At 36.3% G+C, this 15,521-nt stretch carries 11 protein-coding genes, 3 pseudogenes and 1 riboswitch; of the genes and pseudogenes, 10 read left to right on the top strand and 4 right to left on the bottom strand.

Translation table 11 applies throughout. The features are described 5' to 3' along the window. The first annotated feature begins 22 nt into the window (after positions 1-22). Both CZ225_RS04580 and CZ225_RS04575 read left to right on the top strand, forming a co-directional pair. A complete protein-coding gene (locus CZ225_RS04580) occupies positions 23-1,735 on the top strand; it encodes an ATP-dependent nuclease (RefSeq protein ID WP_077153133.1) in 1,713 nt (570 codons plus the stop codon). Positions 1,736-2,124: 389 nt separating this feature from the next. After that, positions 2,125-2,327 (top strand): annotated as a pseudogene (locus tag CZ225_RS04575) (RteC domain-containing protein); the annotation flags it as partial. 135 nt (positions 2,328-2,462) lie between these two features. On the opposite strand, the pseudogene CZ225_RS04570 reads toward CZ225_RS04575, so the two are convergent. Both CZ225_RS04570 and CZ225_RS04565 read right to left on the bottom strand, forming a co-directional pair. Beyond that, positions 2,463-2,654 (bottom strand): annotated as a pseudogene (locus tag CZ225_RS04570) (IS1182 family transposase); the annotation flags it as partial. Positions 2,655-2,694: 40 nt separating this feature from the next. Next, a complete protein-coding gene (locus tag CZ225_RS04565) occupies positions 2,695-3,069 on the bottom strand; it encodes an MmcQ/YjbR family DNA-binding protein (protein WP_077155687.1) in 375 nt (124 codons plus the stop codon). Between the two features lie 391 nt (positions 3,070-3,460). Between CZ225_RS04565 and CZ225_RS04560 the strand changes: the two genes are divergently transcribed. Both CZ225_RS04560 and CZ225_RS04555 read left to right on the top strand, forming a co-directional pair. After that, positions 3,461-4,597: a 6-bladed beta-propeller gene (locus CZ225_RS04560; protein WP_077153132.1), complete on the top strand. Its 1,137-nt coding sequence runs from the start codon at positions 3,461-3,463 to the stop codon at positions 4,595-4,597. A gap of 535 nt (positions 4,598-5,132) precedes the next feature. Continuing rightward, positions 5,133-5,969, top strand: a complete 837-nt coding sequence (locus CZ225_RS04555; RefSeq protein ID WP_077153131.1) for a hypothetical protein — start codon at positions 5,133-5,135, stop codon at positions 5,967-5,969. Positions 5,970-6,022: 53 nt separating this feature from the next. Here the strand turns inward: CZ225_RS04555 and CZ225_RS24200 are convergent. Continuing rightward, positions 6,023-6,150 (bottom strand): annotated as a pseudogene (locus CZ225_RS24200) (arginase family protein); the annotation flags it as partial. 122 nt (positions 6,151-6,272) lie between these two features. Here CZ225_RS24200 and CZ225_RS04550 point away from each other — a divergent pair. Continuing rightward, positions 6,273-6,512, top strand: a complete 240-nt coding sequence (locus CZ225_RS04550; RefSeq protein WP_077153130.1) for a hypothetical protein — start codon at positions 6,273-6,275, stop codon at positions 6,510-6,512. Between the two features lie 183 nt (positions 6,513-6,695). Here CZ225_RS04550 and CZ225_RS04545 read toward each other — a convergent pair whose 3' ends face one another. Continuing rightward, complete coding sequence (locus CZ225_RS04545) at positions 6,696-7,598, bottom strand: mechanosensitive ion channel family protein (protein WP_077153129.1); 903 nt, start codon at positions 7,596-7,598, stop codon at positions 6,696-6,698. Positions 7,599-7,728: 130 nt separating this feature from the next. After that, positions 7,729-7,825: riboswitch (TPP riboswitch) on the top strand. On the opposite strand from CZ225_RS04545, the gene CZ225_RS04540 reads away from it, so the two are divergent. The 5 genes from CZ225_RS04540 to CZ225_RS04520 all read left to right on the top strand — a co-directional run bounded on the left by CZ225_RS04540 (position 7,826) and on the right by CZ225_RS04520 (position 15,246). Then, positions 7,826-10,063 carry a TonB-dependent receptor gene (locus CZ225_RS04540; protein ID WP_077153128.1) on the top strand — a complete coding sequence of 746 codons (2,238 nt, stop codon included), beginning with the start codon at positions 7,826-7,828 and terminating at the stop codon, positions 10,061-10,063. It abuts the riboswitch before it with no gap. 9 nt (positions 10,064-10,072) lie between these two features. Continuing rightward, on the top strand, positions 10,073-10,666 hold the full coding sequence (gene pnuC / locus CZ225_RS04535) for a nicotinamide riboside transporter PnuC (protein ID WP_077153127.1): 594 nt from the start codon (positions 10,073-10,075) through the stop codon (positions 10,664-10,666). Further along, complete coding sequence (locus tag CZ225_RS04530) at positions 10,663-11,292, top strand: thiamine diphosphokinase (RefSeq protein WP_077153126.1); 630 nt, start codon at positions 10,663-10,665, stop codon at positions 11,290-11,292. Before pnuC ends, CZ225_RS04530 begins: the two co-directional genes overlap by 4 nt. 271 nt (positions 11,293-11,563) lie before the next feature. Then, positions 11,564-12,415 (top strand): sugar phosphate isomerase/epimerase family protein, encoded by an 852-nt coding sequence (locus CZ225_RS04525; RefSeq protein ID WP_077153125.1) that lies wholly within the window; start codon positions 11,564-11,566, stop codon positions 12,413-12,415. A 335-nt stretch (positions 12,416-12,750) separates the two neighbouring features. Continuing rightward, positions 12,751-15,246, top strand: coding sequence for a glycosyl hydrolase family 95 catalytic domain-containing protein (locus CZ225_RS04520; protein ID WP_077155686.1), 2,496 nt, complete (start codon positions 12,751-12,753; stop codon positions 15,244-15,246). The last annotated feature ends 275 nt before the right edge of the window (positions 15,247-15,521 follow it).

Raw genomic sequence — 15,521 nt, 5'->3', positions numbered from 1 at the left:
TAACTACAATAAATTCAATCAGATGAATACTATAACTACAAATGGAACAACTCCTGCATTGTTTGTAAATACAATTGTTTTTAATAATGGGGAAAAAGTTGATATTAATAAAAATGATATTGTCGTATTTGTTGGTCCCAATAACTCTGGTAAAAGTCAATCATTAAAAGATATCTATGCTTGTATAAACAACCAACATCGAAAGGTTGTAATAAATGATGTTTCTCTTACATTCCAAAATTCAGATAACGACTTAGCATTTATTGAGCGTTGCTCAGCACATTCAAAGAATCCGTCGAGCGGGTATATATATTCTGGAATGAATTATTACATATACCCTTATCATCTTGAGAACAACAGATTGGTTAGCGCACATTTGCAAGATTTAAGCAATTTCTTCATAAATGAACTTAAAACTGATAATCGATTATCAATTGTATATCCGCCTAATATTTTAAATGAGAATGAGTCGCCTACTCACCCAATTCATAGCGTGAAAGCGTTCCCTCCAATTCGAGAAAGACTTTCAAAATTTTTTCATAAAGCGTTTGGGAAATCATTGATACCGGGCTTTGATTCGATGAACATTCCATTGTATATTGGAGATCCAATTAAAATTGAAGACACTTATGATGATGAACAAGTTAGACAAGAAGAATATAAAAGGAGATTACAACAACTCCCTGTTCTTCATGAACAAGGGGATGGAATGAGAAGTTTTACCGGAATTCTTTTACATCTACTATTGCCAAACTATTCATGTTTCCTAATTGATGAACCTGAATCATTTCTACATCCACCTCAAGCTCGCATTCTCGGTCAGATATTCAGTGAAGCTCTATCTGATGACAAACAAGTGTTTATATCCACCCATAGTCAAGAGTTTCTTAAAGGATTAATTAGCAGTTGTCCAAACAGGGTGAAAATTATTCGTATAACTCGTAATGACAATACTAATAATATCAAATTGTTGGATAATGGTCAATTGAATGATATTTGGAAGGATTCCTTGTTACGTTATTCAAACATTATAGATTCTGTATTTCATGAATCAACAATAGTTTGTGAAAGTGATTCTGATTGCAAATTATATTCTATAATTCTTGATTGTATAAAGGCTGAAGAAGGTAAACCAAATTCAACTCTATTCATACATTGTGGAGGTAAGCAACGACTTCCAATGGTAGCAACCGCACTTAAGACATTAGGAGTCAATTTTCGGATTATCCCCGATTTAGATATTCTAAACGACTCAAATTTGATTAAGTTGTTGTATGAGATTTGTGGCGGTCAATGGTCGACAATCGAGAAAAAATATAATGTTATTGCTGACGGTGCAAGATCTCTTGATAAACCAACATCTATCAAAGAACAGCGAGAGCGAATTGAAGAAATTTTATCAGAATTTGAAAAAGATGGAATAAAGGACCTTAATAAAAAACAGTTAGACAAACTAAAGAAATCAATTTTTGAACATAAAGGTTGGTCTATGATTAAGAAGTCGGGGATTAGGGCATTACCCAATGGTGATGCACAAGAGGCAATTGACAGCCTCAATACAGCATTACAACAAGCAGGTATACATATTCCATTGGTGGGAGAGCTGGAAAACTTCATTCCAAAAGTTGGAGGCCATGGTCCATCATGGGTCGAAGATGTACTTGATAAATATCCTGACTTGAATGATGGCGTATATGAAGATGTTAAACAGTTTATCAAGACTATGAACATATAATGTTGTATATTTTATATTCTAAATATTTTGCGTAACTTTGTACTAATCCAACGGAACAATGGGGAAGAACATTGAAATAGTGCCGTGTGCAATTCGTGAACAACAGAAATGGCAGCATTGCAATATTCTGAATACTACTTAGTTACAACGATATTTCGCAGCTCCAGGCGGATTACTTTTAAAAGATTGAAAATCAAGCAGTTATCTAAAACAAACAATCGCTTTTTTCTTTATATACACTATATTTTGCTACGTTTGTGTAAACCAGTGTGTAAACCGGAAAACCGGGTCAGTCCGAAAACCCTGTGGGCATAATATTTTGAGAAAATTCCAATATTGCAATGTAAGAATACAAATTCTTTTAAGGCACCTACTCAATTACGGATAATCTCATTGAAGTAATGGAGAGGTTAGCGGATTGTTTCTATCTAAAAAAGTTGTGACCAACAACGAAGCAAAATCACCACTGACAGAAATCGGACGAACCTTTGAATATCTATTCAATATTAAACTAAGGGACATTCACAAAAAGCATGAAAATGTAATTTCTCGGAAAGCCAATAAACGCACCGAGTTTTTGGATATACTTTGAAAAGCTATTTTCGAAGAAAGTAAAAAGAAAGGCTATCTATAAATCAGTCACTTATGAACAATTATTAAAGGTGTATCGTAATGAACGATGCACCTTCTTTGTTCCTCATCACCTATACAAATCAGTTACCGTTCTTCAAGCTGCAATATTTTGCAAATTTCTTTGATTAATGTGTTCCAAATATCTAAAAAGAGCGGCTTCAAGGTCATAAAACAGTTTAATCAGCCAATCTATACCTTCTTTTCTCATTTTTGCACACATCTTTTTTATATTGAAGGCAATGACCAAGAAGGAGAAGTCCATAACGACCTTATCCTTTCCAAAATGAACTACACCCTAAATTTCTATCATAACCACAAATATAATCTTATATAGCCTGTATCAATTCTTTCTCCTTTTTAGAAAGAGATTTATAGACAATATCATAAGATTGTTGTACAAGTTCTTTAATTGTGCGATCCGAGACATCTTGATTAAAGTAAACACTAATCCAGTGATGTTTATTCATATGCCATCCCGGTTTTATACCCATATAGGAAGCTTGAAGTTCTAAGTTTCTATCCGGTGCACATTTCAAACAACAAAAATCGAATATCTCAATATTTACAAAACAAAACCATTTACTCCCGATATAAAAACAAAGAACATCTCGACTGTATTTATCCGAAACATCCCAAAAAGGCATTTTTTCCTGCACCCCTTTAAAAGACTGGCAATAATCTCTAAATTCTTCTATATTCATCATTCAAAGTTTTAAAACTCCGCATTCACATCTATTTTTTCCAAAAGTCATTTACACATCACGTTTCATCAAAGATATCCGAATACTGCAAATGTACATGATAATTTTCACAATCTCCTCTTGTAAACTACAATATTTGTACCATTAAATATGTAAATAATATCAGTAGAGGTTACATCAATATGGTTTCTTTTTAAACCATGAAAAGACAACAAATCAATACATCTTGATAGATAGCAATCAAATATAAGAAATTGATATAAAGACATTTTAAAATAAAATTAATAGTGAAATAGTTGGAAATGCGATTCTTTTTATGTTAGTTTGTATTTCAGCAGATAGCGGTAGCTTGCAAGGGTCAATGCATTTGTAACTTTAATTAAAATACATTATGGAAAAGGTAAAATTATTAGGTTTGTGTTTTTTGTTGGCTGGAGGTATGTTCTCATGTACATCCAAGGATAAAAACAATGCGACTACCGCAAATAACAGTAATGCATACACACTCACCCTGTGTGATTACAGCAAAGTGACTGACACAATTGATGTACCTCTGAGTGAATGGGTAGAAGACTGTCAGCTTGTCCATTTCGACAACAGTGATTCCGCATTATTTAAATACTGGTGGCCGACAATTACCGATCACTATATCGGCATCCGCCAGCGTGGAGGAGTCTACAAATTGTTTAACCGAGAAGGAAAATATCTATATGACATCGGAAAAATAGGGCAGGGTCCAGGTGAGTATAGTGGCTCTCTCTATAGTGAAGTAATCGACGAAGCAGGTAAAGCTATTTACTTGGCACCTTTCTCTAGCAGTTCTAAGTTGTATAAGTATAATATAGATGGTACTTTTGAGAAATCAATTGATATTAAAAGTGATCTAAACAAACCTAAGATTGCACTAAATAGTGATGGAGGTATTTCTTTAGTCAATCTTTGTTTTGATAAAAAAGGAATATTTTCAGCAGTTGTTGACGCCAACGACCAAGTAACTACATATCGTGGAAAGACGGAAGATTTAACCAACCCATTGGACGAAAAAGGTAATTTTTCAGGTTTTGACAATGAAATCTGGTCATATGGAAATACCTCAAACTTAACTTATATGATTACCGGTAATGATACTTTGTATGTATATGATGCACAAGCCGGAGTTTCCAAACCCCTATTTGCATTAAGTAATTTACCAGAAAAAGAGGATTTCTTCAAAATCTATTTTGATCTTCCACAAAAATATATTGTAAATCTTGGAAGAAAAGGTGCAATTGCAGTAGATAAAAAGACGCAAGATACACATTATATCCGACTGAAAAACGACAAATTCGGAGGAATAGGTGCTCCCCTTTGTTTCACAAACGGTTATTTCTTTGCAATGTACGAACCTATCCAATTAATGAATATTATTGAAAAACGACTAACGGAAAGCAGTTGCACGGAAAATGATAAAAAAGTACTGAAAGAACTATTAAGTTCTCTGAACGAGGATGATAACAATGTAATGTTTGTAGGGAAGTTGAAGAAATAAATATTCTTTTTTATTTATATATTCCATTCCGTCTGCTATAATTAACAGATGGAATGGGATATCTTATAATCATTCGACATATATCACTTCATTATAGACAATGCCTTCAATGGATTTTTCATTGACAAATCTGTCATCATTTTACTTTGTTGCTTTACTTTGTAACATTATTAATCGTTAATAAATTGAATGGGTGTGAAGTTGAAGTTCGCAAAAGGATGCCTTATAAGCCATATGTCAGCCACTACTCACTCAGAATTATTTTTCGGGAAACTATGCTTATCTGGAAATTGTATGGTATTTCGCAGGAATGATTATACAGATACTCGTTTCTTTAGAAAGTTGAGTTAGGACAAACAAATTTCCATCCCATATAAATATAAAAAGCCGCATTCATTTCACCTTTCATACTAATTTCATATATTTGCCCACATACAAGGAATGATATATCTGTATTCGTTTCAAATAAAACATTGAAGAAATCATAATCGAGAAAAGAAAAACTAAACTGAACTATAACCCAACACTTAAAGACATGAAAACTAAACGTTTATTCGGGATATTCCTGTTACTTCTCTGCACTATCAACTTTGCAGGTTGTAGCGATGATGATCAATCACCTATCACTCTTGCATACGAAAATCCACATATTATTTTCAACAACGAAGGTCGTTCTATAACCTTAACACCTTTCAGTGGAGAAACTACAGCTCTATATATTAAAGGTGGTGACGGCAATTATACAGTGACCAATAGCAATAAAGAAGCTATTCAAGTCAACTTTGATGGTGAAAAAATAACTTTTAAGCCTGTTGGACTAGGAATTGCATCGATCAAAATTGAAGATAAATCTAACAATGTATACATATTGACTATTACAGTAAAATACCGGGAAGAAAATAATGCCGTCCATCAAAGAATATATATTATTCAAGGAAATAACTTAACGGTAGGCGATAAAAGCAAACTAGAAAAGGAAATGGAACAGTCTGATACGGAAAAAGGATATATATTTACCTATAAAGAACCTGCTGAAGCTGGAGGAACAATACAGATATATGATCAGAATGATCAGCAAAAAGAAACAGATTTTGAAAAAGAACATATTATTTTAGATGAAGAAAGTGCTATCACCCTTGCAGGAAATACCAAACTTCGTGATTATTGGCGTGTAACAGTCAAAGATGATAATAGTGTTTTCTATATTACACGAAATTTCTTCCCACTCATTGGACAGCGGAGTGTAAGAGCCAACTATACTCCTGCCCCAACCTATTGTTATATCAAAGATGTAACAGAAAAATACATAACTCAATATCCAGCTCTAGAGCACGCATATATCATACAGGAAGTTGTTGGGAAAAGGCAATAAAAGCTTTAAGACACTGTCCAAAATTTTACACGAATGGCAACAGGATCCGGTTACAAGTTCATAATTTCCTCATCCCCCATTCCCAAATAAGCTTTCAAAACTATTGCATGATACCTTTATATTCATTGTATGACAAATTCACATCAGGATGTGCGTCAATCCAAACAATAGCAACATCATCTTACAATAGTTATATTTTTATAATCAACAATATCAATTCTGAAGGTTACAAAAGTAAATCTTCTCCCCTGAACTTTCCATCCTTACGGAACGTTATAACTATGTAACTAAAACATTGCAGTTATGGAAAGATATTTAATACACAGTAACGAACTACACCTGATAGAAACTGAAAAGATCCATCAGGCAGTAAAAGAAATGGTAGAATCACTTGATATGGCCGCAGGATCAACCAGTAATTTTGATCTCTATCAAGTCGTAGAAAAATACTTTACGGATCTGGAAAAGAGAAGGAAGATCAATCACCTACTAGGGATTAAAGAAGACAAGTATGAATTGGTTGAAGATTTCGGCATACAATAAAAGCTTGAATAACGAATCACACCAGACATAACATTTATATTAAAAATCACCACAGATTATACATCCATACAGATAAAATTCAAAACATTTGATTATTATATTCCCTATTCTTTGAATATTTGCGCAATCTGTGGTGAAGCTTTTTGTTATACTTTATATGTTTGCTAATCCCAATAATTTTTATCAGTTACCTTTATGTACAGTAAGTTGCGGGAATGGGAAATTGATACCTTTCTCATTGAAAGTCTCGTAAATCGTCTTGTTGATATCAAAATAAACTCCCCAATAATCTTCGCTCTTTACCCATACGCGAGCTACTACATTCACACTGCTATCACTCAGTGCATGAAGAGCAACAAACGGAGCAGGATCAGCCAAGATACGTTTATCAGCTGTCAGAATATCACTTACAATTCGTTCCACTTTTTCATAATCCTCACCATAATCGATACCTACGATCCACTCCACACGACGAGTTGCCTGATTGCTATAATTAGTCACTACTCCGCTACTCATAGCTCCATTCGGAACATAAATTACTTTATTATCTGCGGTAGCCAAAATAGTATGGAAAATCTGAATCTCTTTCACTGTACCGATTACATTCTGACTTTCAATCAGATCCCCAACCTTATAAGGTTTAAACAATAAGACAATCAATCCTCCGGCAAAGTTCTGTAAGTTACCAGACAAAGCCATACCGACAGCGACACCGGCAGACGCCAACAAAGCTGCAAATGAAGTGGTTTCAACACCTAATGCACCAACAACAGAAATAATCAATAAGATGGTCAGCAAAATATTCACCAGACTTCTTACGAAGGTCTTGATGCTTATATCAACTTTTCTTTTCTCCATCAACCGCACAACAAACTTGTTGAGTAACGAGATAAGAAAACGCCCCACAATGAAAACAACGACCGCAATCAAAATACGTTCCCCGGCACGTATACCAAAATCAATCAGTTGTTGGGTAATGAGCGACAGTTTATCCAAACCGTCCGCATCAGCAATCGCTTGTTTCAATAATTTATCAGCAGCTACCTGTGTAGAATCTGCCGCCAAAGTTGCTTGAAATAATAACATAACCTATATAAATTAAAATAAATACTTGTTCGCTTACATCTTTCAAGAAATTACAAAGTTACATTGTTTTTGTCAAATTTGAAAGTTATTTTTGTTTTACTCCTGCAAAAGCTGTAATTTCGCAGTCGATTCACCGAAGAGGGGGTGCCTTAATATGACGGGCTGAGAACATACCCATAGAATCTGAACCGGGTAATGCCGGCGTAGAGAATTAATAAATAAGCGCAATGAAAAAAATGATTATGATGACCGCTGCCTTTTTAGGCACAGGCATCGCTGTCCATGCACAAACGAGTGCGACTTCAGACAGTCTGAAAGTAATAAATCTGCAGGAAGTGCAGGTAGTATCTACACGTGCCACCTCTAAAACTCCTGTAGCTTTCACCAATATCGGTAAAGACGAACTAAAAAAAATAAACTTCGGACAAGATATTCCTTACTTGTTAAGTATGGCACCTTCTACTTTAACTACCTCAGACGCTGGAGCAGGTATTGGTTATACTACCCTTCGTATTCGTGGTACAGACGGTACACGCATCAACATTACCGTAAACGGAATACCTATGAATGATGCCGAAAGCCATAACTTATTCTGGGTGAACATGCCGGACTTTTCTTCTTCCGTAAAAGACCTACAAGTACAACGTGGAGCAGGAACATCCACTAATGGCGCAGGTGCGTTTGGTGCCAGTGTGAATATGCAAACTGAAGGTGCTTCCATGAAACCGTATGCAGAGTTCAACGGTTCTTATGGTTCGTTCAATACACATAAAGAAACTGTAAAAATAGGTACAGGATTACTAGACAATCATTGGACTTTCGACGCACGTCTCTCAAATATCGGTACGGAAGGATACATTGACCGTGCCTCCGTTAATCTCAATTCATATTACCTACAAGGAGGATATTTGGCCGGAAACACATCAATAAAGTTAATCACATTTGCCGGAAAAGAAAAAACATATCATGCGTGGGGATATGCTACTAAAGATGAGATGAAGGAATTTGGAAGACATTATAATCCTTGTGGAAAATACACAGATAAGGATAAAACAGTACATTATTATGACGACCAAACAGATAACTACCTGCAAAAAAATTACCAACTACTTTTCAACCATACCTTCTCTAATGCGTGGAATCTGAATGTAGCCTTGCATTATACTAAAGGAGATGGTTATTATGAAGAGTATAAAGAAGACAGATCATATTTGGAATATGGTTTGAAACCTTTCATATATAATGAGAAAGAAGTAGAAGAAAGCGACCTTGTACGTCAGAAAAAAATGGATAATAAATTCGGGGGTGGAGTATTTTCTCTCAACTATACAGACAATCGCCTGATTGCTTCTTTGGGTGGTGGGCTCAACCAATATCAGGGAAACAATTTCGGGAAAGTGATTTGGATAGAAAATTATATAGGTACACTCTCTCCAAATCATGAATACTACAGAAATAAATCGAAAAAAACGGATGGAAATATTTACTTGAAAGCCAGTTATGATCTGATTAGCGGATTGAGTGCTTATGCTGATTTACAATATCGCCACATTGATTACACGATTGACGGAACAAACGACAAATACGACTGGAATAAAAATATTCCTCAGCCGTTAGCAGTAGATAAGAAATTCAATTTCTTCAACCCAAAAATCGGACTAAATTGGAATATTACTCTTAATCATCGTGCTTATGCCTCTTTTTCTGTTGCACAGAAAGAACCGACACGAAACAACTATACAGAAGGTAATCCCGGCTCTTATCCTAAAGCAGAAAAATTACTTGACTATGAAGTGGGATATAGTTTTTCGAATCCTTGGCTAGCAGCAGGAGCCAACTTCTATTATATGGATTATACCGACCAGCTTGTCTTGACCGGAGCATTAAATGAGATAGGCGAACCATTGACGGAAAATGTTCCGAACAGTTATCGCATGGGATTAGAGCTGATGCTAGGTATCAAACCATGTGAATGGTTTCAATGGGATATCAATGCTACATGGAGTAAGAATCGGATTAAGAACTTTATAGAAACCATTCCTATATACAACACGAAAGGGTATTTATCGGATATTGTCAGTACTCAACATAAGAGTACCCGCATTGCATTTTCCCCCGATTTTTTGCTCAACAATCGTTTTTCGTTTCATTTCAAAGGATTCGAAGCAGCATTACAATCTCAATTTGTGGGAAAACAATATATGACGAATGCAGAAGTGGAAGCACTAACATTGGACAAATACTTTGTTAGTAACCTGAATGTCGCTTATACATTCAAACCCCAAAAATTAGTAAAAGACATAACTTTCGGAGTTACTATATATAATCTCTTCAATGAGGAATATGAGAACAATGGCTGGGCCTCCAGCTCTTACGAAAATGATGTGAATCATAGAATAGATGTTGCCGGTTACGCTGCACAAGCAGGAACCAATGTTATGGCACATCTTTCCTTCCGTTTTTAATTATATTATATGGAACTAAATTATCTCGAGATATTCGGAACAATCGTTGGTCTGGTCTACCTGTGGTTAGAGTACCGGGCAAATATCTATCTGTGGATTGCAGGTATTATCATGCCTGCTATTTATATCTTTATTTACTACAAAGCAGGTCTATATGCCGATTTTGGTATAAATATATACTATTTGATTGCCGCTATTTACGGATGGTTTTTCTGGATGTGGGGACGCCGAAAAGAAAAAGCAGAAATAGCCAACAAGCCCACAAAATTACCCATCGTACACACTCCATGGAAATATTATCTCCCACTGACATTGGCTTTCATTATTTCTTTTCTCGGCATCGCCTGGATATTAATTAAATATACAGATAGCAATGTCCCTTGGCTGGATAGTTTCACCACTGCGTTAAGTATAGTAGGAATGTGGATGCTGGCACGTAAATACATTGAGCAATGGTTTGCCTGGATTCTTGTTGATATTGTTTGCTGCGGACTTTATATTTATAAAGATCTTTATTTCACCTCAGGATTATACGGACTTTACTCCATTATTGCTATCTTTGGCTACTTCAAATGGAAAAAACTGATGAAACAACTGCAATGATAAATGAACAATTTATACCAGAAGCTGTGGTACTTGCCAATGGTGAGTATCCAACAAGTCCCCTTCCCTTAAAGATATTAAAGGAAGCTAAGTTCGTAATTTGTTGCGATGGTGCTGCCAATGAATATATTGCTCAGGGACATATTCCTGATATTATCATCGGAGATGGTGATTCTCTTTCACCCGCCAATAAAGAGCGTTATTCCTCTATCATACATCATATCTCCGATCAAGAAACAAATGACCAGACAAAAGCTGTCTATTTTCTTAAAGAGAAAGGATTTCATAAGATTGCCATTCTGGGTGCTACCGGAAAGCGAGAAGACCATACTCTTGGAAATATCAGCTTGCTAATCGACTATATGAAAAACGATCTGGAAGTCCGGACAATCACAGATTATGGCGTGTTTATTCCGGCACAGCATACACAGACTTTCAACTCACACCCAGGTCAGCAAATCTCAATTTTCAATTTTAGTGCAAAAGATTTAAAAGGAGAAGGTTTAGTATATCCATTAAGCGACTTCACAAATTGGTGGCAAGGCACCTTGAATGAAGTTCTAACTAATGAGTTTACAATACATTGCAGTGGAGATTATCTTGTGTTTCTCACTTATCAAATATGAGATAGAAACTTTATTACTTTCACCTAAAAGTTTGCTACAAACTTAAAGTAGCACAAAGAAAGTAAACTTATGATTGCTTTATTATCCACAATTTCTTCAATTGATGAAGTTTTCTTAGCTACAGTAATGGAAAAGTTGATTGTAGTTTTTTAATGTCTCAATATAAATTAACGTTTAACGTTATCGCACACGAAAAAAAAACACTATATTTGCTACCATTAAAAACAACTTCTTTCGACACATTTAAAAGACAACTCATATTACTAATACCATGGAGAAATCAAGAAGAACATTTCTTAAGAAAAGCCTTGCCGGTGCCATCCTTTTGGGAACAGGCGGTATAGCTCATGCAGAATTACCGGAACCGGCAAAATCAAAGGCTCCGAAAGCTGTTAATCCATTCCATTTAGGAATGGCGGGTTTTACCTTTGCTAAATTTGATATAGATACTACTTTAAAGACTTTGAAACGTCTGGGTGTTCATTATCTATGCATCAAAGATTTCCATTTGCCATTCAACAGTACTGACGAGCAAATTAAAGCTTTTCATGAAAAATGCGCGACTCATAAAGTGACAGGATATGCTGTGGGTCCCATCTATATGAAAAGTGAAGCAGAAATAGATCGTAGCTTCGAATATGCCAAACGTGTGGGTGTGAAAATAATTGTAGGAGTTCCTAATTATGAGTTACTTCCTTATGTCGATAAAAAGGTCAAGGAATATGATTTTAAATATGCCATCCATTTACATGGACCAGATATTAAAACATATCCGGATGCTACAGATGTTTGGGAACATACAAAAGACTTAGATCCGCGTATTGGCATGTGTTTGGATATAGGCCACGATTTGCGTAACGGTTGTGATCCGGTTGCGGACTTGAAGAAGTATCATACACGTGTTTTTGATATGCATATTAAAGATGTAACGGATTCCACAAAAGCCGGACATGCCATTGAGCTCGGACGTGGTAAAATAGATTTTCCTGCATTGGTTAAGATGATGCGGAAAGTAAAATATACCGGAATGTGCAGTCTTGAGTATGAAAAGGATATGAGTGATCCATTTATGGGTATAGCCGAATCAATCGGTTATTTCAAAGCAGTATCAGATCTATCATAAGAAAAATCATAGAAATTTCCATTTGCGAGGTTTACGTTCGGACAATTCGAATGTAAACCTCGTATTTTATTGTTCCTGATTCATCAATTACAGAAATAAACGCATTTTTCACCTTACCTGTTAACAATAGGTTCGTTTTTCAACTTGAAGCTCAATTAATTATATACTTATATCTTACTGAAGCAATATTTATTTTATGATTCGTATATCAGAATATTCATACCGGAAAGATTGGAAGTGATCGTGATTTTCCTTATATCACCCGCTTATAAATCAAGGCATTTATTTAACTTTGTACTGTTTATAAAGTAAAACAGACTTTTAATACTATGAAAATGAAAAAACTCTATCTGCTTCTTATCAATGCGTGTCTATCTTTCTCCGGGCTTCAGGCAGAAGAAACCGACTACACACAGGGACTTTCTATTTGGTTTGACACCCCTAATACCTTGCAAGGATATGCCGTCTGGTATAATGGAAAACCAGATATATCGAGAACTCAAGATGAACTGGAAGTGGCTGGAAACACCAATACGAATCAAGACCCCAGCTGGGAATCAAAATCATTGCCTATTGGAAATGGTAACATTGGTGCGAATATTATGGGCTCTGTTGAAGCAGAGCGCATTACTTTTAATGAAAAAACACTTTGGCGGGGAGGCCCTAATACAGCGAAGGGAGCAGATTATTATTGGAACATCAACAAACAGTCTGCCCATGTTTTAGACGAAATACGGAAAGCATTCACAGAAGGAGATCAGCAAAAAGCAGAGAGACTGACTCAACTCAATTTCAACAGCGAAGTAGCCTACGAACCCGGTGGAGAAAAGCCTTATCGCTTTGGTAGTTTTACAACTATGGGAGAATTTTATGTAGAAACCGGATTGAATACCCTCCATATGAGCGGATATAAGCGTATCTTATCTCTGGATTCTGCTTTGGCGGTAGTGCAGTTTAAAAAAGATGATGTGGCTTATCAACGTAATTACTTTATTTCTTATCCGGCAAACGTAATGGTGATGCGTTTCAGTGCAGACCATCCGGGAATGCAGAATCTGATTTTCAGTTACGCTCCTAATCCGGTCTCCAGTGGAGAAATGAAAGCAGACGGTAAAAACGGTTTAGTGTATACTGCTGCTTTGAACAATAATGGTATGAAATATGTAGTTCGGATCCAAGCAGAAACCAAAGGCGGGCAACTGACAAATGAGAATGGAAAGCTGATCGTCAAAGAAGCAGACGAAGTTGTGTTTTATATCTCAGCAGATACTGACTACAAGGCTAACTTTAATCCGGACTTTAAAGATCCGAAAACGTATGTCGGGGTTAATCCGGCTGAAACCACCCGTCAATGGATAGACAATGCCACAGTTAAAGGATACACAGCTTTGTTTAAACAACATTATGAGGATTATGCCGCTTTATTCAACCGGGTTAAGCTTAGCCTCAACCCTGCCATGAAAACAGATAATTTACCAACCGGACAACGGTTGAAGAACTATCGACAAGGACAACCGGATTTTTATTTAGAAACTCTGTATTATCAGTTTGGCCGTTATTTACTTATTTCCAGTTCCCGCCCAGGCAATATGCCGGCTAATCTACAAGGAATCTGGCATAATAATATAAGTGGACCTTGGTCTGTAGATTATCATAATAATATCAACATACAGATGAATTACTGGCCTGCCTGTTCCACTAATCTGAACGAGTGTATGCTACCTTTGGTAGATTTCATCCGCACATTAGTGAAACCGGGTGAGAAAACAGCACAGGCATACTTTGGAGCAAGAGGATGGACAGCTTCTATCTCCGCCAATATCTTTGGATTTACCACCCCGCTGGAAAGTCAGAGTATGTCGTGGAACTTCAATCCCATGGCAGGGCCTTGGCTAGCTACCCATATCTGGGAGTATTATGACTATACGAGAGATCTGAAATTTCTAAAAGAGACAGGGTATGAACTGATAAAAAGCAGTGCGAATTTTGCTGCCGATTACTTGTGGCACAAACCCGACGGTACTTATACTGCTGCTCCATCTACCTCTCCCGAGCATGGTCCCATTGATCAGGGAGCCACCTTTGTACACGCTGTAATACGTGAAATTTTATTAGATGCCATCGAAGCAAGCAAAATATTAGGAGTGGATAAAAAGGAACGGAAACAGTGGGAAGACATTCTAGCCAATCTGGTACCTTACCAAATCGGACGTTACGGGCAGTTGATGGAATGGTCGGTGGATATCGACGATCCGAAGGATGAACATCGCCATGTGAATCATTTGTTCGGACTGCATCCGGGCCGTACCCTTTCACCAATTACTACTCCGGAATTGGCAAAAGCAGCTAAAGTAGTACTTGTACATCGGGGTGATGGTGCTACTGGTTGGAGCATGGGATGGAAACTGAATCAATGGGCACGTTTACAAGACGGAAACCATGCATATACTTTATTTGGCAATCTGCTAAAAAATGGGACATTGGATAATTTATGGGATACTCATCCCCCTTTTCAAATTGACGGAAATTTTGGCGGAACAGCGGGAATTACTGAAATGCTGCTGCAAAGCCATTTAGGCTTTATTCAGCTGTTGCCAGCTTTACCGGATGCTTGGAAAGATGGTTCTATTAATGGTCTGTGCGCAAAAGGGAATTTTGAGATAGCTATGGTATGGGAAAATGGTAAATTGAAAGAAGCTACTATTCTATCAAAAGCCGGAGGTAACTGTACTATAAAATATGCAGGCAAAACACTGTCTTGGAAAACAGTAAAAGAACGTAGTTATCAACTTAAATATGACGAAATCAAAGGTTTGTTCAGGATTGGGTGAAAAGCTATATAACAGTATCTTCAGAAGATTCATCTTAGTATCAGTACGAAGCAATTACAATTGATTATTTTCTCAAAGCATTCTCATCGCTATGAGAAAAAATACTCATTGCATTGAGAAAAAATTCTCGTTACTATGAGTATTTATTCTCATTGCGGTGAGAATAATACTTTGTCCTTATAGACTGTTTTTTGTTACCAACTACTAAGTTTTTAGCTAAGTGACAGTCAACAGTTTCTTGTTATTCAGAGGAGTAAAGCGACGAAAAATTTCCT

Origin of the sequence: Bacteroides bouchesdurhonensis (genome assembly GCF_900155865.1) — a bacterium.
GTDB classification, from domain to species: domain Bacteria; phylum Bacteroidota; class Bacteroidia; order Bacteroidales; family Bacteroidaceae; genus Bacteroides; species Bacteroides bouchesdurhonensis.
Note: the sequence above shows the minus strand (reverse complement) of the source record. Positions and strands in the feature narration are given on the sequence as shown.